The 21,970-nt window shown below is 66.2% G+C and carries 19 protein-coding genes; 10 read left to right on the plus strand and 9 right to left on the minus strand.

What is annotated here, in order from left to right:
* Positions 1-27: 27 nt before the first annotated feature.
* Together putA and ACX0GZ_RS08180 are read left to right on the plus strand one after the other, a co-directional pair.
* Entirely contained in the window at positions 28-3,060 is a 3,033-nt protein-coding gene (gene putA / locus ACX0GZ_RS08175; protein WP_458815197.1) for a bifunctional proline dehydrogenase/L-glutamate gamma-semialdehyde dehydrogenase PutA, read from the plus strand.
* A gap of 1 nt (position 3,061) precedes the next feature.
* On the plus strand, positions 3,062-3,592 hold the full coding sequence (locus tag ACX0GZ_RS08180; protein ID WP_458815199.1) for a TetR/AcrR family transcriptional regulator: 531 nt from the start codon (positions 3,062-3,064) through the stop codon (positions 3,590-3,592).
* Positions 3,593-3,602: 10 nt separating this feature from the next.
* Here the strand turns inward: ACX0GZ_RS08180 and ACX0GZ_RS08185 are convergent, their stop codons facing one another.
* The 3 genes from ACX0GZ_RS08185 to ACX0GZ_RS08195 all read right to left on the minus strand — a co-directional run bounded on the left by ACX0GZ_RS08185 (position 3,603) and on the right by ACX0GZ_RS08195 (position 6,338).
* On the minus strand, positions 3,603-4,001 hold the full coding sequence (locus ACX0GZ_RS08185; RefSeq protein ID WP_458815201.1) for a DUF5367 family protein: 399 nt from the start codon (positions 3,999-4,001) through the stop codon (positions 3,603-3,605).
* Positions 4,002-4,073: 72 nt separating this feature from the next.
* A complete protein-coding gene (locus ACX0GZ_RS08190) occupies positions 4,074-5,306 on the minus strand; it encodes a mechanosensitive ion channel family protein (RefSeq protein ID WP_458815203.1) in 1,233 nt (410 codons plus the stop codon).
* Between the two features lie 12 nt (positions 5,307-5,318).
* A complete protein-coding gene (locus ACX0GZ_RS08195; RefSeq protein WP_458815205.1) occupies positions 5,319-6,338 on the minus strand; it encodes a DNA topoisomerase IB in 1,020 nt (339 codons plus the stop codon).
* Positions 6,339-6,451: 113 nt separating this feature from the next.
* Here ACX0GZ_RS08195 and ACX0GZ_RS08200 point away from each other — a divergent pair, with 113 nt between their 5' ends.
* Together ACX0GZ_RS08200 and ACX0GZ_RS08205 are read left to right on the plus strand one after the other, a co-directional pair.
* Positions 6,452-7,030 (plus strand): type 1 glutamine amidotransferase domain-containing protein, encoded by a 579-nt coding sequence (locus ACX0GZ_RS08200; RefSeq protein WP_458815207.1) that lies wholly within the window; start codon positions 6,452-6,454, stop codon positions 7,028-7,030.
* A 327-nt stretch (positions 7,031-7,357) separates the two neighbouring features.
* Positions 7,358-8,296 (plus strand): right-handed parallel beta-helix repeat-containing protein, encoded by a 939-nt coding sequence (locus ACX0GZ_RS08205; protein WP_458815209.1) that lies wholly within the window; start codon positions 7,358-7,360, stop codon positions 8,294-8,296.
* A 37-nt stretch (positions 8,297-8,333) separates the two neighbouring features.
* Here ACX0GZ_RS08205 and ACX0GZ_RS08210 read toward each other — a convergent pair whose 3' ends face one another.
* Genes ACX0GZ_RS08210 through ACX0GZ_RS08220 form a run of 3 tightly spaced genes read right to left on the minus strand, consistent with a single transcriptional unit; the run spans position 8,334 to position 11,580 of the window.
* Positions 8,334-10,070: an asparagine synthetase B family protein gene (locus ACX0GZ_RS08210; protein WP_458815211.1), complete on the minus strand. Its 1,737-nt coding sequence runs from the start codon at positions 10,068-10,070 to the stop codon at positions 8,334-8,336.
* A 3-nt stretch (positions 10,071-10,073) separates the two neighbouring features.
* Entirely contained in the window at positions 10,074-11,435 is a 1,362-nt protein-coding gene (locus ACX0GZ_RS08215) for a putative O-glycosylation ligase, exosortase A system-associated (RefSeq protein ID WP_458815213.1), read from the minus strand.
* Positions 11,428-11,580, minus strand: coding sequence for a hypothetical protein (locus ACX0GZ_RS08220; RefSeq protein ID WP_458815215.1), 153 nt, complete (start codon positions 11,578-11,580; stop codon positions 11,428-11,430). The genes ACX0GZ_RS08215 and ACX0GZ_RS08220 overlap by 8 nt, the downstream gene beginning before the upstream one ends.
* 93 nt (positions 11,581-11,673) lie before the next feature.
* Here ACX0GZ_RS08220 and ACX0GZ_RS08225 point away from each other — a divergent pair, with 93 nt between their 5' ends.
* Both ACX0GZ_RS08225 and ACX0GZ_RS08230 read left to right on the plus strand, forming a co-directional pair.
* Entirely contained in the window at positions 11,674-12,915 is a 1,242-nt protein-coding gene (locus ACX0GZ_RS08225; protein WP_458815217.1) for a TIGR04063 family PEP-CTERM/XrtA system glycosyltransferase, read from the plus strand.
* Entirely contained in the window at positions 12,888-13,688 is an 801-nt protein-coding gene (locus tag ACX0GZ_RS08230; RefSeq protein ID WP_458815219.1) for a hypothetical protein, read from the plus strand. Before ACX0GZ_RS08225 ends, ACX0GZ_RS08230 begins: the two co-directional genes overlap by 28 nt.
* 120 nt (positions 13,689-13,808) lie before the next feature.
* Here the strand turns inward: ACX0GZ_RS08230 and ACX0GZ_RS08235 are convergent, their stop codons facing one another.
* The gene (locus tag ACX0GZ_RS08235; RefSeq protein WP_458815221.1) at positions 13,809-14,123 is read right to left on the minus strand and encodes a hypothetical protein; all 315 of its coding nucleotides are present in this window, start codon (positions 14,121-14,123) and stop codon (positions 13,809-13,811) included.
* Complete coding sequence (locus tag ACX0GZ_RS08240) at positions 14,120-14,302, minus strand: hypothetical protein (RefSeq protein ID WP_458815223.1); 183 nt, start codon at positions 14,300-14,302, stop codon at positions 14,120-14,122. Before ACX0GZ_RS08240 ends, ACX0GZ_RS08235 begins: the two co-directional genes overlap by 4 nt.
* Positions 14,303-14,394: 92 nt before the next feature.
* Between ACX0GZ_RS08240 and ACX0GZ_RS08245 the strand changes: the two genes are divergently transcribed.
* Positions 14,395-15,033, plus strand: a complete 639-nt coding sequence (locus ACX0GZ_RS08245; RefSeq protein WP_458815225.1) for a S24 family peptidase — start codon at positions 14,395-14,397, stop codon at positions 15,031-15,033.
* Positions 15,034-15,148: 115 nt separating this feature from the next.
* Here ACX0GZ_RS08245 and ACX0GZ_RS08250 read toward each other — a convergent pair whose 3' ends face one another.
* Positions 15,149-15,340, minus strand: a complete 192-nt coding sequence (locus tag ACX0GZ_RS08250; protein ID WP_458815227.1) for a hypothetical protein — start codon at positions 15,338-15,340, stop codon at positions 15,149-15,151.
* A 148-nt stretch (positions 15,341-15,488) separates the two neighbouring features.
* Here ACX0GZ_RS08250 and ACX0GZ_RS08255 point away from each other — a divergent pair, with 148 nt between their 5' ends.
* From ACX0GZ_RS08255 to ACX0GZ_RS08265, 3 genes are all read left to right on the plus strand, one after another.
* Positions 15,489-15,701: a hypothetical protein gene (locus ACX0GZ_RS08255; RefSeq protein ID WP_458815229.1), complete on the plus strand. Its 213-nt coding sequence runs from the start codon at positions 15,489-15,491 to the stop codon at positions 15,699-15,701.
* A gap of 68 nt (positions 15,702-15,769) precedes the next feature.
* Complete coding sequence (locus ACX0GZ_RS08260; RefSeq protein ID WP_458815231.1) at positions 15,770-17,782, plus strand: autotransporter assembly complex protein TamA; 2,013 nt, start codon at positions 15,770-15,772, stop codon at positions 17,780-17,782.
* Complete coding sequence (locus ACX0GZ_RS08265) at positions 17,779-21,945, plus strand: translocation/assembly module TamB domain-containing protein (RefSeq protein ID WP_458815233.1); 4,167 nt, start codon at positions 17,779-17,781, stop codon at positions 21,943-21,945. Before ACX0GZ_RS08260 ends, ACX0GZ_RS08265 begins: the two co-directional genes overlap by 4 nt.
* The last annotated feature ends 25 nt before the right edge of the window (positions 21,946-21,970 follow it).

Consider the following 21,970-nt stretch of genomic DNA (forward strand, 5'->3'; position numbering starts at 1 on the left):
AAGCCCGGCCCAACCGGAAACTAGAAAATGACCAACTCCGTAGCGTTCACCGCCCCGAAATCCATGACCGCGCTGCATCGCATGGCCGAACCCGAAGTTCTAAAACCGCTTTTGGCGCGCGCGCGGCTGGAAAGTGATTCGCGGACGCGGGTGCTGGGCATTGCCTCCGGTCTGATCGCCGATCTGCGCGCGGCACAGAATTCGGGATGGGTGAACCAGTTCCTCCAGGAATATCGGCTCAATTCGTCCGAAGGCGTTGCGCTGCTGTCGCTGGCGGAGGCGTTCCTGCGCGTGCCCGATCCAGAGACCGCCGACCTGCTGATCTCCGACAAATTGGGTGAAGCCGATTGGCGCGCGCATACGGGCAAGTCGAACTCGACGCTCGTCAATTCCGCGACCTGGGGGCTGGTCGTCGGACGCGCATTGGTGGGGGAGGGCGAGGCGGGGCCGCTGCGCCGCCTGATTGCGCGCGCGGGCGAGCCGTTCGTGCGTCAGGGCGTGGGCGCGGCGATGCGGATGATGGGCGAAATTTTCGTCATGGGTCGCACCATCGACGAAGCGATGAAGCGGATGCGCAAGCCCGAGAACAAGGGCTTTACCGCGAGCTTCGACATGCTGGGCGAAGCGGCACGGACCAAGGCGGATGCCGAACGCTATTTCGCCGCTTATTTCGATGCGATCCGCGCGGTCGGCAATGCGCCGCAGGACGGGCATTCGATCTCGGTCAAACTGTCGGCGCTGCATGCGCGCTACGAAGTGCCGCAATGGGAGACGTGCGTCCCCGAACTCACCGATATGCTCGCGCAACTGGCATCGGAGGCGGCGTCGCAGAACATCGCGCTGACCGTCGATGCCGAGGAGGACGACCGGCTCGACATGAGCCTGGCGATCATCGGCGATGTCGCCAGGCGGCCCGAGCTGAAGGGCTGGGACGGGTTCGGCATGGCGATCCAGGCCTATAACAAGCGCGCGCGCGAGGTCGTGAAATGGGCCGATGGGCTTGGCCGCGTGATGAACACCCGGCTGGTCAAGGGAGCCTATTGGGACACCGAGATCAAGCGCGCGCAGGTCGAGGGGCTGTCCGATTATCCGCTTTTCACGCGCAAGGCGGCGACCGACGTGTCCTATCTGGCGTGCGCGCGCGACATGCTGGAGGCGACGAACCTGCGCCCTGCCTTCGCCAGCCACAACGCCCTGACCGTCGCCACCATCGTCGAATGGGCGGGCAATGGCCGCGACTTCGAGTTTCAGCGGCTGCACGGCATGGGCGAGGGGCTGTACGAACGGCTGGTGCGCGAGCAGGGCTATCATTGCCGAATCTACGCGCCCGTTGGCGGCCACCGCGATCTGCTGGCCTATCTGGTCCGCCGCCTGCTGGAAAATGGGGCCAATTCGAGCTTCGTGCATCAGCTCGCTGACGAGCATCTGTCGGACGAACAATTGCTCGCCGATCCGGTGGAAAAGATCGCTGCCGTGGGCGGCACGCGGCATCCGTCGATCCCGCTGCCCAAGGACATCTTTGGTGAGTGGCGCAACTCGGCGGGCATCGACCTGATGGACCGCGACACGCTGGCGCAGACCCGCGCGGCGATTGACGCAGTGCCGGTGGGCAATGAAGGCACCGACGCGGTGCATGCCGATCCGAAGCGGTCCTCGGGTCGCGGCAAGCGCGCGATCGAGGCGTGGAACACCAGCGACAATGCGGTGCATGATGCGGTCAGCCGGGCGCAGGCGGCCTATCCGTCATGGGACGCAACGCCGGTCGAGGAGCGCGCGCGGATCATCGAACGCTATGCCGATCTGCTGGAAGAACATCGCATCGAATTGATGGCGATCTGCGTCAAGGAAGCGTTCAAATCGATTCCCGATTCGCTGGGCGAGATCCGCGAAGCCGCCGATTTCTGCCGCTATTACGCGATGCAGGCGCGCCGCGTCTGTGCGCCGCGCGTACTGCCGGGGCCGACCGGCGAGCGCAACGAACTGCGGATGGAAGGGCGCGGCACCTGGGCCACCATCGCGCCGTGGAATTTCCCGCTGGCGATCTTCACCGGCCAGAATGTCGCAGCCCTCGTCACCGGCAATACCGTGGTCGCCAAGCCCGCCCCGCAAACCCCGCTGATCGCGCGGCGCGCGGTCGAACTGGCGCACGAAGCGGGCGTGCCCGAGGACGCCTATGTGCTCGTCACCGGCGGCGGCGATGTGGGGGCGGAACTGACCAGCGACCTGCGGATCGCGGGCGTCGCCTTCACCGGATCGACCGCGACCGCCAAGCGCATCGCCTCGTCGCTGCTGGTCGACGAGGACCGCGCGCTGATCCCGCTGATCGCGGAGACGGGCGGCGTCAACGCGATGATCGTCGATTCGACCGCGCTGCCCGAACAGGTGGTGGCCGATGTGCTGGCATCCTCGTTCCGGTCGGCGGGTCAGCGTTGCTCGGCGCTGCGACTGTTGATTCTTCAGGAGGAAGTCGCCGATCAGATGATCGAGATGATCTCGGGCGCGATGGACCTCTTGCAGATCGGCGATCCGGGCGATCCGGCGACCGATGTCGGCCCGGTGATCGACCGCGACGCTTATGACCGGTTGATGGCCTACCGCGAAACCGCGCGACCACGATGGATCAAGACGGTGGATGTGCCATCCGAAGGCCTGTTCGTGCCGCCGACCATGATCGGCATCGATGCGATCGAAGATCTGAACCGCGAATGGTTCGGCCCGCTGGTGCATGTGACGACGTGGAAAGCGGGCAAGCTGGCCGAGACGATCGACCGGGTGAACGCCAAGCGCTACGGGCTGACGATGGGCCTGCACAGCCGCATCGCTCGGTCGGCGGAGGTCGCGGAAGCGCGCGCGCGGGTCGGAAACCTCTACATCAACCGATCAATGATCGGCGCGGTCGTGGGATCGCAACCCTTTGGCGGCGAAGGGCTGTCGGGCACGGGTCCGAAAGCGGGCGGTCCGAACTATCTGCCGCGCTTCTGCGGCGAGCGCGCGGTATCGGTGGATACGACCAGCGCGGGTGGCAATGCCAGCTTGCTGAGCCTGGATGACGGGGCCTGATATGGCGGAGTCGGTTCGGGACGCACGCCGCGAAGCGCTGCTCGACCGGCTCGCCGATCATGTGCTGGCGCACGGATTGTCCGCAGCGAGCCTGCGTCCGCTGGCTCGCGCAGCGAGCACCAGCGACCGGATGCTGCTTTATTATTTCGATGACAAGAATGATCTGATCGCCGCGATTCTCGTCCGGCTGGGCAACCGGTTGCGCGCCATGCTCGATGGCGCCCGCGTGACCGAGCCCAAGCCTGCGTCGGAATTGCTGCCGATCCTGCGTGCGCACGTCACCGACGATGCGCTATGGCCCTATATGCAGCTGTGGCTCGATCTGGCGGCGGGCGCTGCGCGGGGCAATGCACTATACCGGCGGGTCGGGGAGGGGATCGGGCGCGGCTTTTTCGACTGGCTGGTGTCCCAGATTTCCCAAGACGATATGGAACGTCGTGACCACGAAGCCGCGCGGTTGCTGACATTGATCGAAGGCATGGTGCTGCTCAAGAGCCTGGGCCTCGACGATGTCGGCGAGCGTGCGCTTTAAGGGTGGGTGCTTAGCGTTCGCGCTCCATCGCCAGCGCCAGCAAAAACGCGATGGCGAAACCCCAGAGTAGATATGCAGCGCCGCGGAAATGATGCTCGACTTGATCCCCGTAGAGCGCCGGGGCCAGACGTAGCGCCAGCGCATCCAGGATCATCGCCGTCAGCGCGATGACGGTGACGCCGCGCAACAACTGGCCGGGTGCAAGACCGATGAGCGCACGACCGACCGCAATGAAGCCCCAAGTGAGTGGTATGATGACGGTATAGGATGCGACCGCCAGCCCGCCTTCAAACGCGCCGAGCGGGCCGGTCAGTCGGATGGCGATGGCACCCGACAGCCACAACACGGCGCCGAACGCGATGGCGATAAGCTTTTGTCGCGCGGTAAGCGGGGCGGGAATGTTGGTCATCGCTTGAATATCCTGTAGCGGCTGCTACGGACTCTCATAGGTCAATGTAGCGGTCGCCACAACCTTGATCATTCAGGCCGTCCCCTCGACCGATTTCCCGCTACGGTCGCGCTTTACAACGCGCTCGCCCTTTTCCACTGGCAGCACCTGCTGAACGTCGGGATAGGGGAGCACCATCGTCCCGTCGGGCGCGGCGGTGAAGCTGGTCTGGGTGGGATAGGCGATTTCGATGCCGTCGTCGTTGAACCGCTTGAGGATCGCGATGCCGATCGCCGTGCGCTTTTCGTAGAACGGCGCATAGTCCGGCCCAGCGGTGTCGAACAGCAATTCGAAATCGAGACTGGAGGCACCGAAGCCGGTAAAGCCGCAGCGGATGAAGATTGCGTCATGCTGCTCGACGATGGCCCTCAGCATCTCGGGGATCGCGGCGCAGACCTCGGGCGGGGTCTGATAGGTGACGCCGATCATGAACTGGCCGCGACGATGATCGCGCTGGGTGTTGTTGGTGATTTCCTTGTCGAGCAATTGCTTGTTCGAAATCACGCGCTCCTCGCCCGTGAAGGATCGGATGCGTGTGGATTTGAGGCCGATGGCCTCGATCGAGCCGTTGGTCTGGTCATAAGAGACGCTGTCGCCGCGGCGGAACGGCTTGTCGAAGATGATCGACAGCGCCGCGAACAGATCGGCGAAGATGCCCTGCGCCGCCAGACCGATGGCGATGCCGCCCACGCCCAGACCCGCGACCAGACCGGTGACGTTGACGCCCAGATTGTCGAGTACCACCACCAGCGCGATCGCGAACAGCGCGATCGTCACCAGCAGACGGATCAGGCCCATCGCGGTGTTCAGCGTCTCGCCGTGATAACCCTCGTTGCCGGTTCGTTTCTCGACCGCGCCCAAAATCAACTCGCGCGCCCAGATCGCGGCCTGGAACACCGAGGCGACGGTGAACAGGAAATTGACCGTCGTCGTCACCGCATCGGGGGTTGCGGCATATCCCTCGACCAGTTTGGCGGCGACCATGACGATGAAGAACTGGTTGGTTTTCGACGCGGCCTTGGCCAGGATCGATCCCCAGCCGGTGATGTGGTTGTTGCGCTTCTGAAACGCCTTGACCGCGCGCCCGCGGATGAAGGTCAGCAAGAGGACGATGCCGGTGCCGATCGCGGCGGCGATCAGGATTTGCAGCCAGTGGGTCTGCAGCCAGTCGATGCTGGTGTGAACGAAATAACGCGTCTGCGTTTCGAGATCGACGGCGGGTTGGGCGGCGTCGCGCGCGGCCTTGGCCGCGTTGGCGGTGGTCATGAAGGATGGCCTCTAGGCTGCTTTGGTCTTGGGGCGGAGGATAGGCGTGCCGCTATCGCAGGCTTGGAGGTAGGCGATCAACCCCCGCTCGGGTCGCGAGAGATAGCGGGTGCCGCGCGGCAGGCGACAGCCGACAAATTCGCCCGCCCCCGATTTGCACGCTTCGATCAGTGCGGGGTGGACATAGGATTTGCGCGCGATCGTCGGCGTATTGCCGAGCGCGGCGACAACGGGTTCCAGCATGTCGCGAAGCGAAATCGCGCTATCGGCCTCGCACATCGTCTGATAGGCGATGACGCTGGCGGCCCAGGTGCGGAGATGCTTGGCGGTGAATTCCTCGCCCATCGCGTCGCGAATATAGTCGTTGACGTCGGACGAGGTGACGGGCCGCGCCTCGCCTTCGTCGTCGATCCAGCGGAACAGGTGCTGGCCGGGCAGATCCTGGCATTTGCGCACAAAGGTCAGCAGCGACCGGTCGGTGATCGTCAGCACCCGCAGCTTGCCCGATTTCGCCTTGTATTGCAGGCGCAGCGACGATCCGCCGAGCTTGGCGTGGCGTTTGCGCAGCGTCGTCGCGCCGTAACTCTTGTTGGTCTGCGCATAGGCTTCGTTACCGATCCGGACGCTGCCCAGATCGAGCAGGCGGACGATGGCGGCGACCGCGCGCTCCTTCGCCAGCGCGCGCTTGCGCAGATCCTTGTCCACCTGCGCGCGGAGTTTGGGCAGCTTTGCGCCGAATGCCGCACACAAACCGAATTTCTCGCTTTCCTGCTGGGCGCGGAAATCGGGGTGATAGCGGTACTGCTTGCGACCCTTGTCGTCATATCCGGTCGCCTGGATATGGCCGTTGGGCTTGGGGCAGAACCATGCATCGATATAGGCGGGGGGCAGGCCGATCGCGTTCAGCCGGTCGATCACATCGCGGTCGGTGATCCGTTCACCCAGTTCGTCCCAATAGCCCCATTTGCCGCCATTCACTTTTTTGCGGGTATAGCCGGGCATCGTGTCTTCGACGAAGATCAGGCGGGGCATCGGGTTCCTTTCTCGCTCATCCCGACGAATGCTCGACCCGTCGCTTCGTTCCGGGAACCGCGGCGAGTGCGAGTGGTTCGGGTGAGTGCTCCCAAAGCAAGAAGGAACCTCCCATGATCGACAACACGACCGACCTGTCGGGCGTCAAAATACTGATGCTTGCAACCGACGGCTTCGAGGAATCCGAACTGTTCGACCCGCGTCAGGCGTTGCTCGATGCCGGTGCCGAGGTCACGCTGGCCTCGATCGACAAAAATGCGATTCAGGGCGTCGTCAACGACGATGAAAAGGGCAGGACGATCACCCCCGACCTGACGCTGGATGAGGTCGAGACCACCGAATATGACGCGCTGGTGCTGCCCGGCGGGCTTGGCAACCCCGACAAGCTGCGGATGGAGGAACGCGCGGTCGACATCGTCGGCGAGTTCATGGACGACGCCAAGATCGTCGCCGCGATCTGCCACGCGCCCTGGCTGCTGGTCGAGGCCGATGTGGTCGACGGCCGCCGCGTGACGAGCTGGCCTTCGGTGCGCACCGATCTTGAGAATGCGGGCGGCGACGTGGTGGACGAGGAAGTCGTCGTCGACGAAAACCTGATTACCAGCCGCAAGCCCGACGATATTCCCGCGTTCAGCGCGGCGATCATCAAGGCACTGGCCGAACAGCGCGCGGAGGTGGACGAGGACGCGTAAGGGCGTGCTCCCTCCAAAAATCCGTCGGTGTCGAGTAGCGTTCGAGCGAAGTCGAGAACCCGTATCGAGACAGCTTCGCGGCGGCCTCCCTCGATACGCCTTCTCGACAAAGCTCGAAGGCTAGTCGGGACAAACGGGTGGGTGTGTGGGGTAATGGAGACCACAAAGATGCTTAACCCCGCCCGGATTCCCGAAAGGACACATCCGGGCGGGGTCTTCGCGTGAGGATGCGGTGGCACGAGAGGCCAAATCATGATGCGGTAGGGCGACCCCAATCCGTTCGGCTCGAAACGAACGGGGCGGGTGGTTGTCCAAGGAAACGATCCCATGCGCCTTCGCCTGCCTCTGATTCTCGCCGCGTCGCTGATCGCGCTGCCGGCTTTCTCGCAATCCAATCCCCGGCCCTATATGATCGAGGAAAGCGGCCAATCCTTCGCGCGGCTCCAGCAGGCGGTGGACGCGATCGGTGCGCGGTCGGGGACGATCCGCATCGCCCCCGGCCTCTACCGCGACTGTGCGGTGGTGGAGGAAGGCGCGGTCGCGTTCGTCGCCGAGGTGCCGGGCAAGTCGGTGTTCGAAGGGCTGGCGTGCGAGGACAAGGCGACGTTGGTGCTGCGCGGGGAGCGCGCGCGGGTCGAGGGGCTGGTGTTCACCGGCCTTGCGGTCGATGACGGCAATGGCGCGGGCATAAGGCTGGAGGAAGGCGATCTGGCGGTCGCCAACGCGATGTTCCTCGATTCGCAAAGCGGCATCCTGACCGCGGCCTTCCCGTCGGGCAGCATTTCGATCGACCGTTCGACCTTTGCCGGGCTGGGGAAGGATCCGACCGGCAACGGTGCGCACTCGGTCTATGTCGGCGGGTATGGGTCGGTGAAGGTGACGCGTTCGCGGTTCGAGCGCGGGGTCGGCGGGCATTACCTGAAGAGCCGCGCGGCGACGGTCGAGATTACCGACAACAGCTTCGACGATTCCAAGGGCAACGACACCAATTACCTGATCGACCTGCCCAATGGCGCGAGCGGGCGCATCGCGGGCAACAGTTTCGCGCAGGGGCCGAACAAGCAGAATTACGGCACGCTGATTACGGTCGCACCCGAGGGGGTGGAGCACAGGTCCACGGGGCTGGTGATCGAAAACAACCGCGCCTGGCTGTCACCGCAATTCGAACATCGCACGACGTTCGTGGGAAACTGGTCGGGGGAGGCGGTGACGATGCGCGGGAACGAACTGGCCGAGCGGATCACGCCTTATGAGGATCGGGACTGAGTTAGGCGATTACGGGGTGGGTGTGTCCGATCGCCGGTCAACCCAGCTTCGACCCCAACCGCCCAGCCAAATACTCCAGACAAGCCACCCGTCGCCACACCGCGCTATCCGCAATCGCACCCACATCGAAAAACCGCCGCATCGCCGGGAACTCCAGGTCGATCACCCGGCCCATATAGTCGGCGTCGAGCAGCCCGCCATGTTCGTCCCCCATCGGCCCGCGTCGCCGTTGCAGCGCATAGCTTTGCTGGCGCAACCAGGCCGGGCGGATGCGCGTCGTCCATTCGGCGAAGCGGTGGGCGCGGTTTGGTCCAGCCTTGAAATCATGGCCGTAGGTGGAGGGGTGACGCGCCAGCGCCGGATCGATGGCGTTGAGCAGCGCCCCCTCGAACCGCCCCGCCTGTTTCATCGGCATCGGCAGCGTCAGCGCTTCGGCGACGATGCGGTGATCGAGGAACGGCATGAAATAGGCGCCCAGCCGCGCCTCCAGGCTGATCTCGCGCCCGAACAGCGAGCGGCAGCGGATTCGGGGATAGAGTTGTTCGACCTGGGTGCGCGTCAGGCGGCCGTCTTCGCTCTCCGCCGCTTCGCTCAGCTTCGCTGCGATGCGGGCGACGAACCCGTGCGGGTCGAACGCATCGGTCGCGTCGCTCGCCACGAACCGCGCGAAAAAGGTGCGCGCGACTGCATCGGCGCTCGATGGGCGATCGGCCATGTAGAAGAAATCGCGGTAGACCTCGCCGCAGCCGCCCGACGCCGCGAGCCCGCCCGCAGGATGGCGATGGTCGCGCGCCGCCAGATGCCCGCCATTGTCGAAGATGTTGCCGAAGGTCGGCAGCGCGTCGAACCCGGCGAAATTCGCCGCGACCTGTTCGGCGAAGGCGTCGGGGGGCAGGGGGGCGGCTTCCTTGTCGATCCATTCGATCGCGAAGCCTTCGGCAGCGGCGATGGTGCGGGCGATCCGGACGTCTTCGCTGGCGGCGGGGCCATAGACATAGACGTGCGGGGCAGCACCGCTCGCCCGGAACGCACCGAGCAGCAGTCGCGAGTCGAGCCCGCCCGACAGCGGGCAATGGATGGCGTCGCCGAACGCGCGGGTGTGATCCTCGACGGTTCGCGTCAGAAGTTCGCGGTGGATCGCCAGTCGTTCGGTGAGCGGGCGGTCGTCGATGCTATCCGGCAAAGGCTTGGCGAGCGGGTGCGCCTGGGTGCCGCCTTCGGTCAGTTCGAGCAGCGTGGCCGACCCGAGCAGTTTCAGATCCTCGAACACCGTATCGTCGCCGATCGGCACGACGTTGAACGCGAACTCGTAAACGCCCTGCGCGTCGAAGCGGACGCGGGGCAGGGCATCGAGCGCGGCGAGCATGGAGGTGGACAGCACCGTGTCGCCCTCGCTGCGGAACAGCTGGAAGGCGGCGAAGAAATCGGTGAACAGCCAGGTCCGCCCTGCGCTACGCACCAGCGCCACGAACTGGCCCGCGACGCGCTGCCAGTCGATCGCCCCATCGGCCAGCATGGTGATCAGCCGGGCAAGCGCCTCACGGCCCATCAGCCCGTCGACGGTCATCGTGCCCGCGACGGCGGCGAAATCCTCGCCCTCGATCAGCAACGTGTCGGGACCGCCCTTGGCATAGCCCCAGTGGCGCACCTGCCAGCCGGGAAGCGCCAACGCGGTGGGGTGGCTCAGCCCCGATGCGGCGAACTGCGCCTCTGCCCGCGCGACGATCGCTTGCGCCTGGGGCGTATGCCCACACGTCAGGAACAGCCCCGCCACGTCTCAGCCCCCGGCGCGGGCGAGTTGCGGACGCTTGGGACGCAGCGGCGCCTTCGCATCGGCGCGCCGCAAGCGCCCGAGATAGGTGTCGAGCCCGATCTGCGCGCCGATGATGAGGTAGATGAACGGGTTGAGCGCGATCCCGACGAACAGCGCGCCGACCATATAGATGATGTGGCAATGCTGGAGCGCGGTGGCGAGCGGGGATATCCATGCCTCGCCTTCGCGCGGGTTTCGGTAGCGGCGTCGGAGGATTTCCATGCGCAGCAACCCCAGGCCGTGGATGACCAGCCACAGGAACAGCCCCGGCCAGCCCTGTTCGCCCAGCATCTCGAAATAGGCGCTGTGATAGGCGCGGGCCTGATCGACCACCAGTTGCCGCTCGACCGTCTGGTTTGGGCCGGTGCCGACGACGGCGGTGGTTTCATAGCGCAGCTCGTTCTGGCGATAGGCGTCGAAGCCACCGCCCAGCGGCTTTTGTTTTACGTAATCGAGCGTCCAGTTCCACACCATGATCCGGGTCGAGGCGCTCGCGTCCCCCTGATAATTGCGGATCGTCTCCATGCGCTCGGTATAAGCCGAAGGCAGGAACGGGATGACCAGCAACAGCGCGATCGCCGCGCCGCCGATATAGAGCATCCGCCGTTTGGCATCGCGCAAGCTCAGCACCGCCAGGACCGCGATGCAGATCAGCCCGGTGCGCGCCGCGGTGCCGACGGGGAGGATCAAGCAGGCGAAGATCAGCGCCGATCCGAAGGTCTTCACCCGCCAGTCGGGCGCAAAGATCGTTCCGAACTTCATGAACCACAGGATGATCGGGATCATCGCGATCGCGACGGTGGAGGCGATCGAACTTTCGAAAATGCCCGAATTGTTGGACACCAAGAGGTGCATCTGGCCGTAGCCGCCGCCCGACAGCACGGTCTTCAGCCCGCCGGTGATGACGATCGCGCTGACCGACAAAAGGATGAAGAGCAACAGCGCCTCGATCCGAAGCTTGGTGCGCAGCGTCAGGGGGAGGAAGATCGCGAACACCATCGCCTTCCATACCCAGTCCCACTTGAATGCCGCCTCGATCGGAAAATCCGCGCGATTGGTGGTGAACCAGCACCAGCCAAGCAATGCGACCATCAGCGCCTGGCGCGGGGCGAAGCGGCTGTCGCGTTTGTCGTCGAACACCAGCCAGGAAAGGCCAGCGGCGGCAAAGGCGATCATCGAAACGGGGATCGCGTTCAGCAGATAATAGCTGATATGCTGCGGCGAGACGATGTCAATATAGACGTAAGTAAGCACGAACAGGAATGGTCGCCGCGCGGCGAGCAGGAACAGCGCGCCCAGAAACGCCAGCAGGAACAGGTCACGCATCGTGGCTGCGCCCGAAGCGCGGCTTTTTCGGTCGCAGTGTGGCAGGCGCGGCTTCTTCCGAATCGAGATCGCGGCGCGACAGCAATCGCCACGCCGCCAGGATCATCAGTCCGTGGGAAATCAGCAGGGAAATCGTATCGACCATGCGCGCGGGCGGCTGTCCTCGAATAGCGTCGCCTCAGCCCTAGCGCGCCAGAGTTGACGCGCCGTTAAACAGTCGCGTGGCATTGGGGCGGTCATGCGGATTCTTCATGTTCTCGACCACAGCCTGCCGCTGCATTCGGGCTATACCTTTCGCACCCGCGCGATCCTGAAGGCGCAGATCGCGCATGGCTGGAACGTGGCGGGCGTCACCGGGCCGCGTCATCCCGATCGCGGCGACTTGACGCGCGAAACGATCGACGGGCTCGATTTCCTGCGTACGCCATCCCCGGCCTCACTGCCGCCGCCGCTGGGCGAAATGCGCGAGGTCGCGGTCTTCGCCCGGCGCATCGTCGCGGCGATCGATGCGTTCCGGCCCGATATTCTCCACGCCCATTCGCCGGTGCTGTGCGCGCTTGCCGCGCTCATCGCGCGCCGTCGTCGCGACGTGCCGCTGCTCTACGAAATCCGTGCCTTCTGGGAGGACGCGGCGGTAGGTAATGGGACAGGGCGCGAGGGATCGGCCAAATATCGACTGACGCGCGCGGCGGAGACGTTCGCGGCCAAGCGCGTCGATGCGCTGGCCGTCATCTGCGAAGGGCTGAAATCCGATCTGGTCGCGCGCGGCATTCCGGCGGCCAAGATCATGGTGTCGCCCAACGGCGTCGATATGAAATTGTTCGGAACGCCACCCGTCCATGACGCGGCGTTCGCGCGCGAACTGGGGATGGCGGATGCCGACGTCACCGGCTTCATCGGCAGCTTCTACGATTACGAAGGGCTGGACGACCTGATCGCGGCGATGCCCGCTCTGGTCGCGGCGCGGCCGCGCGCGCATCTGTTGCTGGTCGGGGGCGGGCCGATGGACGCGGCGCTGCGCGAACAGGCGGCGGCGTCGCCAGTCGCGGACCGCATCCACTTCACCGGTCGCGTGCCGCACGAAGCGGTCGAGCGTTATTACGGGCTGATCGACATCCTCGCCTATCCGCGAAAGCATATGCGGCTGACCGACCTCGTTACGCCTTTGAAGCCGTTGGAGGCGATGGCGCAGGGGCGGATCGTCGCGGCGTCGGACGTCGGCGGACACCGCGAACTGATCCGCGACGGCGACACCGGCACGCTGTTCGCGCCCGATGATCCGTCGGCGATCGCGGCGTCGCTCGGCGCCCTGTTCGCCGATCGCGCGCGCTGGGATGCGCAGCGTGAGCGCGCGCGCGCCTATGTCGAGGCGGAGCGTAACTGGTCGTCAAACATTTTAGGCTACGACCCCGTTTACCAAAGGCTGATCGCAGCCAATCGAACGGATGCAACATGGTCGCGTACACCCGCAAACGCCTGAACCTTCCCGTCGCCGGGGCCGCTGGCGCCGCGTCCGCGCTGATCGCCGCGCTCGCCTTTGCGTTCGCGCCGCTGTCGGTGATCGAGACGCTGGTGGTCGCCAGCGGGTTGCCCCGCATCCTCGGTCCCGCAGAACCGCCGCTGGGCGCTACCGCGCGCGCCTTGCTGTGCTTTGTCGGGTCGGTCGGGATCGGCGCGTTGGTGTTGCTGTTTGCGGGCCGCGTCTTCGGCGACGCGACGATCGGGTTCGGCAAGATCGACGACGCGGTCGAGCGCACGCCGATCGTCCGCCGCGCCGATTCGCATCCCGATGCGCCGCCGCGCCCGCCGGTGATCGCGACGCGCGAACTGGGTGCGCCGATGATGTCGGTGGGCGCGGAGCCGGATGAGGAGCGCACGCTGCCGCGCGATCTGGACACGCCGCTTGCCGACTATGATCCGCAGGCCTTCGTCGAATCGCATCCGCCCGAACCGCTGCCGTCCGATCAGGAACCCGATTACCGCATCGCCGCGCCCGCCCCCCTGCCGCGTCCGGCGACGCTCGCGGCGGGTGAGCGGTTCGAAACCTTCGACCTCAACCCGCCACGGCCGTCGACGACCGCGTCGTCCCGTCCACACCCGAGTTTCGATCGCGAAGTATCGGTGCATGCGTTGCTCGAACGCCTCGAAGCCGGGGTCGCGCGGCGGACCACCGACGGATCGTTGCGCGCGGACGGCGACACCCGCCTGTCGATCGCGATCGATTCGCTGCGTCGGCTGGCGGCTGCGGGGTAGGCACAAGCTGCTGCGTTCACGATTTCCGTTCGTTTCGAACGAAGTCGATAAGCGTGGGCTAAGCGCTGGTGCTGCGTTTCTCGACTTCGCTCGAAACGAACGGGTGAGAGGCACTAGCGTCTAGAAATCCTCCACCGTCAGGATTTCCAGAGCCACCACCAGCAAATCCCCCTCGCCATGCTTTCGCAGCACCACGGCGTCGGCGACCAGGTGGCCACGGATCGGCAACTCCGCTTCGGACAGCGCGGCCAGCCAGCGCTCCGCAGCATCGCCATCGGGCAGTTCCACCGTCAATTCGTGTCGCGCGCCGGTAAAGGTCGCGCTGGCCCAGCGTCGCCAGTCGGCATGGCGGAGGGTCAGGCTCAGGCCTGCACTCCGCGCGCTGAGATCGAGTGCGCGCGCCAGCAAGGTCGCGGCGTCCGGTCCCCGGCTCATGCCCCGGCCTCGGTCTGCGCGATATAGCGTTCGACCCGTGCCACCGTTGCCTCGCGGGGTTGACGACCGTTGCGAAGGTCCGACACGAAGCGCGGATCATGCACCGCGAGCCGCCCGAACTTGGTCTCCGGTATCCCCGTCGCGCGGAGATGATGATTGATCCTGCTGAGCAGGTGCATGGCGTCGGCCCTCCTGATTCGTCATCTGCAAGTTCATTGTTTGTTCTCAAATCCTACTTGTCTAGGAAAAATCCTTTTGGTATGGATCGGAGATGGATGGACAGGATCAGCGGGCGGCTTTGAAGGCCGCGATCGAACGGGACGGCACCAGCCTGACGTGGCTGTCCGAACGGCTGCTGAAGCGCAACGCCGCCTATCTCCAGCAATATTTGACGCGCGGAACGCCGCGCTTGCTCGCAGAGGGCGACCGGCGGCTGCTCGCCAAATTCCTGCGCGTGAGCGACGCGGCGCTGGGTGGGGTCGAGGCGGCGGGCGACGACAGCATCGCGGTGCCGCGTTACGTGCTGGCCGCGTCGGCGGGGCCGGGGGCGCTGATCGGGGAGGAACAGCGCGGCGTGCCCTTTCGCTTCGACGCGCGGTTCCTTGCCGGACTGGGCGTGCGGCGCGATGCGGCGTCGCTGATCGAGGTGAAGGGCGATTCGATGCAGCCGACGTTGGTCGATGGGGACACGATCCTGGTCGATCACGCCCGCCGCAGCATCGCGCCGCGCGGCGGGGTCTATGCGATCCGGCTCGACGGGATGCTGGGGGTCAAGCGTCTACGCGCGATCGGGCGCGAGGTGGAGGTGGTCAGCGACAATGCCGATTATGCGACGGTGATGCGCGCGGGCGATGCGGTCGAGGTGATCGGGCGAGTGGTGTGGATTGGGCGGAGCTTGGCCGGGTTGTGAGGTGATGCGCTGTCCTAACCCCGTTTGTTTCGAGCGAAGTCGAGAAACGTGAACTAGGCGCTCGCGAACGTTTCTCGACTTCGCTCGAAACAAACGGGTGGGGTGCTTTGTCCGCTCACCCCCGACGCGCGCTGATCAGCCAGATCGCCACCGCAATCGACACGCCCACGCCCAGTCCGACCAGCACCCCGATCGTCGGCTGCCCGCGCGAAATGCCCCAGACCGCGCCGATTAGCGTGGTGATCGCAATCGGGGCACCTCCGGCGGCGGGGTTGGGCTTGCGAGCGGGCGGGCGGGGCTGGTCCATCGCCGCCCCATGCCATGCGAGCGGCCTCCGCGCCAGTCGCGCAGAGAAAGCGAACGCGGTGTTAACCCTGTCGGGACACACGGCGGCAAAGACTTGCAGGCTATGGCAACATCCTGCCGCTGACGCATTACAGGATCGCAACGCCCCGATGCCCCGATTGCCCTATCTTTCCGATCGATCGATGGTGTCCGATGCGGCGCTGTTGATCGAGCAATTCGGCGCCGAAGCGGGGCTGGAAGCGTCCGAGCGTGCCGCGCGGAGCCGGACGCTCGGCAACCATCTGCATTTCGCGCGCTGGCGACAGGTCGAACGGTTGATCGACGTGTTGGCGTCGGACGGTGCGGTAGGCACGATACACTGATCGGGACCGGCGAAAGCCCCTGAAATTCGACGATTGGCGTGAGCGCCAAGCTCGGCTAGGACGGCAAGATGTCGCGCCAGTCCGGCCGGGCCACAATGTATCTGCGTTGCGCCGCGGTCTTCTCCGTCGTTTCGATCGCTTCGCCCGCGTTTGCGCAGGATGCGCCGCCGCCGGTGGTGCGCGAGGATGATGGACAGGACGATGCTGGCCTGGACCCGAACACGCCGCTCGCGCCGCTGCCCGATATCGGTGTCGACTGGCCCGATCTGGGCACGCCGCTTCCAGAGGAACAGGCGGTGGTTACCGACGAAGCCGGGCAACCGCTCGACACGCCGGTCGCGACCGCCAGCGCGCAAAGCGAATATCGCTCCAATTACCGCATCACCGGGATCGACGGGGTGGGCGGCGATCTGCTGCGCCAGCGGTTCAACGAACTCTCGGTACTACGTGCCAACGAGAACGAGCCTGCCAACGCCGCGCAGATCGACCGCCGCGCGCGCGAGGATGCCGAATTGTTGGACACGTTGCTCCAGGCGGAGGGCTATTACGCCGCGCGAATCGGCACGTCGGTCGCGCCCGAAGGCGACCGGCTGATCGTCACACTGAACGTCGTGCCCGGCGAGCAATACCGTATCGCCGCGGTCGAATTGCCGGGACTGGAAGCCGCGGGCGCGCGCACCGACAACCTGCGCAAAATCTATGGCATCGCCCCTGACACGCCGTTCAACGCCGATGAAATCGCGGCGGCGGAGGAGCGGCTGCGCACCAATATCGGGCGCGAAGGATTTCCTTTCGCCGAAATCCGTCCCAGCGAAGTCGTCATCGATCATGCGACGCAGACCGCGACCCTGCTGGTTCAGGTTGATCCCGGTGGCGAGCGGCGCTTCGGGCGCATCGTGAAGGATAACGACCGGGTGTTCGGGGCGGATCACGTCGCCGACCTTGCGCGGTTCGAACCCGGCGACCTCTACAATGAAGCGGCGCTCGACGATCTGCGCCGTGCGATTGTCCAGACCGGACTGGTCTCGTCTGTCCGGGCCGAACCGGTCGAAGGCGCGGAACCCGGCACCGTCGATATCCAGGTCGCGCTGGAGCCTGCGCCGCCGCGCACCATTGCGGGCGAACTCGGCTATGGCACGGGTGAAGGCGCGCGCGCGGAAGTCAGCTGGACGCACCGCAACCTGTTCCCGCCCGAGGGGGCGCTGACGCTGCGCGGCGTGCTGGGGACCAAGGAGCAATTGGCGGGCATCATCTTCCGCCGCAGCAATTTCAAGGGCCGTGACCGCGTGCTGACCGGCCAGATCACCGCCGCGCATCTCGAACGCGACGCCTATGTCGCCGACACGATTTCGCTGTCGGGATCGCTGGAGCGCCAGACCAACATCTTCTTCCAGAAAACCTGGACCTGGTCGCTGGGCGCCGAACTGGTCGCGACCGACGAGCGCGACGTGATCGTCGATACCGGCGAGGCGCGGCGGCGGACCTATTTCATCGGCGCGCTGCCGACGAGCCTGAATTATGACGGCTCCGACGATCTGCTCAACCCGACGCGGGGTTTCCGCCTGGGCGGGCGGTTCTCGCCGGAGGTGTCACTGTCGGGCGCGACCTTCGGCTATGCGCGGGTTCAGGTCGATGCCAGCGGCTATTACCCCGTCAACGATAATGTGGTGATTGCGGGCCGGGTACGCGCGGGCACGATCGCGGGCGCGCCGCGCGACGCCATCGCGCCGTCGCGGCGTTTCTATGCGGGCGGTGGCGCGTCGGTGCGCGGTTACGGGTTCCAGCGGATCGGGCCGCGCGACGCCAATAACGATCCGATCGGCGGGCGGTCGCTGACCGAATTCTCGCTCGAGGCGCGGGTCAAGGCATTCGGCAATTTCGGCGTGGTGCCGTTCCTCGACGGCGGCAATATCTACACCGATCCGCTGCCGCGCCTGTCGGGCTTTCGCTACGGCGCGGGGCTGGGCGTGCGCTATTATTCGAACTTCGGACCCGTCCGCGTCGATGTCGGCACCCCGCTCAACCCGCAGGAAGGCGACCCGCGCATCGCCGTCTATGTCTCGCTCGGACAGGCGTTTTGAACGACGTCGAGCCGCCCCCGGTAACCGAAATTCAGGTGCGCCGCGCCAATCCCTGGCCGCGCCGCGTCGCAGGCGGCTTTGCGTTGCTGCTCGGCCTTTTCGCCGCCGCGCTGATGGTGCTGGACTCGAGCATCGGCCACCGCTGGATCGTCGATCGCATCGCCGCGATGGAGCCGGCCAACGGCCTGCGCTATCGCATCGGACGGATCGAAGGATCGATCTTTTCCGAAGCGCGGCTGGTCGATGTGTCGCTCGCCGACGCGCAAGGCGAGTTTTTTCGTGCACCGGAAGCGACGCTCGACTGGCGGCCCTTCGCCTGGCTGAACAACCGATTGAGTATCGAAGAGCTTCACGTCCCGCGCGCAACGCTCAGCCGTCTGCCCGCATTGCAGCCGACCGGGCGCACTGGGCCGATCCTGCCCGGCTTCGATATCCGCATCGGGTCGCTGCGCGTCGATCGCATGGACATCGGCCCCGCCGTGACCGGCGTTGCGCGCACCGGCCGGATCGCGGGCAGCGCCGACATCCGATCGGGTCGCGCAATGGTCGATCTGGTCGCGCTGGTCGAGGGCAGCGACGTGCTGCGCGCGAAGCTCGACATTGCCGAGTCCGACCGCCGGTTCGATGTCGACGTGCAGGCGCGGGGCCGCGCCGATGGCGTTCTGGCGCGGCTGTCGGGCATCGCCCAGCCGCTGCAACTGCGCATTGACGGCGAAGGGGACTGGAAACGCTGGACCGGCATCGCGCTGGCGGAGGCCAACGACGTCCGCGTCATCGACCTGAAGCTGGGGCACACCAGCGGCACTTATTCATTGGGCGGTCGGCTCGCGCTCGCCACGCTGACTCAGGGCAAGGTGCAGCGGTTGACCGCGCCCTCGGTCGCGATCACCGGGGCGGGGACACTCAACAACCGCCAGCTTGACGGCAATCTGTCGATCCGGTCGCGTGCCGTCGCGATCGAGGCGGAGGGCGTGGTCGATCTGGCGCGATCGGCCTATCGGTCGATGCGGGTGCGCGCGCGGCTGCTCCAGCCGCAGGCGCTGTTCCCCAACATGACGGGTCGCAATGTCGAGGCGCGGGTGATCCTCGACGGCGCATTCGCGACCGCGCGTTACGATTACCGCCTGACCGCCGACCGCTTCGCCTTCGACCAAACGGGATTCGAGGTCGCGCGCGCATCGGGTCGCGGGCGGCTGTCCCCCGCCCCGGTTACCGTGCCCGTCCGTTTCACCGCCGCGCGCGTCACCGGCGTCGGCGACGTCGCGGGCGGCATCCTGCGCAACCTGACGGTGGACGGGCCGTTGCGCATCACCCCGCAACTCATCACCGGCGACAATCTGCGCCTGACGTCCGACCGTCTGTCGGGGCAGATCAGCCTGATGCTCGACCTGCGCACCGGCAATTACGAGGTCGGGCTGACCGGCGGGTTGCGACGTTACTTGATCCCCGGTCTTGGGGTGGTCGACGTGCAATCCCGGTTGCGGGTGGTGCCCGGCCCCGGCGGGCGCGGCACGCGCGTCGTCGGCACTGGCGCGGCGCAGGTCGTGCGGCTGGACAACGCCTTCTTCCGCTCATTGACGGGCGGACTTCCGCGCATCACCACCGGGCTGGAGCGCGGGCCGGACGGCGTGCTCTATTTCCGCAATCTGGTGCTGACCTCCCCCGACCTGACGTTGCGCGGCAACGGCTTCCGCCGGACCGACGGGACGTTCCGGTTCGAGGGGGCGGGTCAACAGCGCAGCTACGGTCCCGTTACGATCGATCTCGACGGGGATATCAGCCGTCCCGCGCTCAACCTGCGCTTTGCCTCGCCCAACGAGGCGATGGGCCTGCGCGACGTGACTGCGCAACTCCGCCCCAATGAAGGTGGCTATGCCTTCACCGCGCAGGGCGGTTCGCTGCTGGGCGCATTCGACGGTGAGGGCGCGATTCTGCTCCCCTCGGGCGGCACCGCGCGCATCCAGATTGCGCGGCTGGACGTCAGCGGCACGCGGGCCAACGGCGCGCTCGACATCGTCGAGGGCGGGTTCCTGGGGGCGATGGCGTTCAATGGCGGCGGGCTCGACGGCAAGCTCGATTTCCGTCCCGAAAACGGGCTCCAGCGGATCGACGGCACGGTCGAGGCGCGTAACGCCCAGCTCGGCCCCGACATGCGGGTCCGTCTGGGCCGCGCGCAATTCGGCGTGGTGCTCGATCCCGAAGGCACGACCATCGACGCGACGGTGCAGGCACGCGGGTTCCAGCGCGGCGCGCTCAGCATCTCGCGGCTTGCCGCCAACGCGAAGCTGCGCGGCGGCGAAGGCGAGGTGAAGGCGAGCATCGCGGGCAATCAGGGCCGCGCCTTCGACATCCAGACCGTCACCCAATTCTCCGACACGCAGGTCCGCGTGAACGGGCAGGGGACGCTCGACAATCGGCCGTTGCGGCTGATCGAACCTGCGCTGCTGACCCGCGACGGCGAGGGCTGGCGGCTAGCGCCGACGCGGCTGACCTTTGCAGGCGGCGAGGCACGGGTCGGCGGCAGCTTTACCGAGGGCGAGAATGCGATCGAGCTGGGGCTGACGCGGATGCCGCTGGCGGTGCTCGACATCGGCTATCCGGGGCTGGGGCTGGGCGGCGTCGCGTCGGGGACGCTCAGCTATGTCGACCGCGGCGACGGTGCGCCGACCGGTCGGATGAACATGACGGTGCGCGGGCTTTCGCGATCGGGGCTGGTGCTGTCGTCGCGGCCGGTCGATCTGGGCGTCGCCGCGGTATTGGGCCGCGACAGCCTCGGCGCGCGGATCGTGGCGGCGAGTGACGGCAAGACGGTGGGTCGCGCGCAGATGCAGTTGCGTCCGCTGGCAGGCGGCAATGCGGTCCAGCGTATCGTCAATGCGCCTTTGTTCGCGCAGCTTCGCTACGAAGGACCGGGCGATACGCTTTGGCGGCTTACGGGGGTTGAATTGTTCGACCTGACCGGCCCGGTCGCGGTGGCGGCGGATGTCGGCGGGCGACTGGCCGACCCGCAGATTCGCGGCACCGTCCGCACCAACGGCGCGCGCATCCAGAGCGCGACGACCGGCACCGACCTGCGCAACATTCAGGCGACGGGCCGCTTCAACGGATCGCGGCTGCGTATCGACCAGTTCAGCGCGCGCGACCGGGCAAGCGGCACGGTGACCGGCACCGGACTGTTCGATCTGGCTGCCGTGCGCGGTTTCGGCCTGGATTTGCAGCTGCAGGCCAACAACGCCGAACTCATCAACCGCGACGATATCGGTGCGACCGTCACCGGCCCCTTGCGCTTCCGTTCGGATGGCGCGGGCGGGCTGATCTCGGGCGATGTGGTGGTCAATGCCAGCCGCTATCGGCTGGGCCGAGCGGTAGCGGCCACGCCCTTGCCGCGCCTCAACATCCGCCAGATCAATCGCGGCGATCTCGACGAAGCACCGGTGCGTCAGGCCGTGCCGTGGCGGATGGCGATCAAGGCCCGCGCGCCGGGCAACATGATCGTCACCGGCCTGGGTCTCGACAGCGAATGGTCGGCGAATCTCGAAATCGCGGGCGAGCCGACCAATCCGCAACTGCGCGGCCAGGCCGACCTGATCCAGGGCGATTACGAATTTGCGGGCCGCGATTTCGAGCTGGAACGCGGCGTCATCCGCTTCGACGGATCGGTCCCTGCCAATCCCAGCCTGGATATCGCCGCCAATGCCGACGAACAGGGGATCAACGCGCAAATCCGCGTGACCGGCAACGCCGAGCGCCCGCAGATCGGCTTTTCGTCGATCCCGGCACTGCCCGAGGACGAACTGCTGTCGCGGCTGTTGTTCGGCACCTCGATCACCAATTTGTCCGCGCCCGAGGCGTTGCAACTCGCGGCAGCGGTGGCGGCGCTTCAGGACGGGTCGGGCGACCTCAACCCCTTGAACGCGCTACGCCGCGCGGCGGGACTCGACCGCCTTCGTATCATCGCCGCCGACCCGCAGACCGGGCAGGGGACGGCGGTGGCGGCGGGCAAGTTCCTGACGCGGCGCATCTATGTGGAGATCATCAGCGACGGTCAGGGCTATTCCGCCACCCGCGCCGAATTCCGCATCACCCGCTGGCTGTCGCTGCTGTCGACCATTTCGACGATCGGGCGGCAAAGCGCCAACGTCCGCATCTCGCGCGATTATTGATTGTCGTGCGCGCGGCCCTGCGATC

The organism is Sphingomonas aestuarii, from assembly GCF_054457155.1.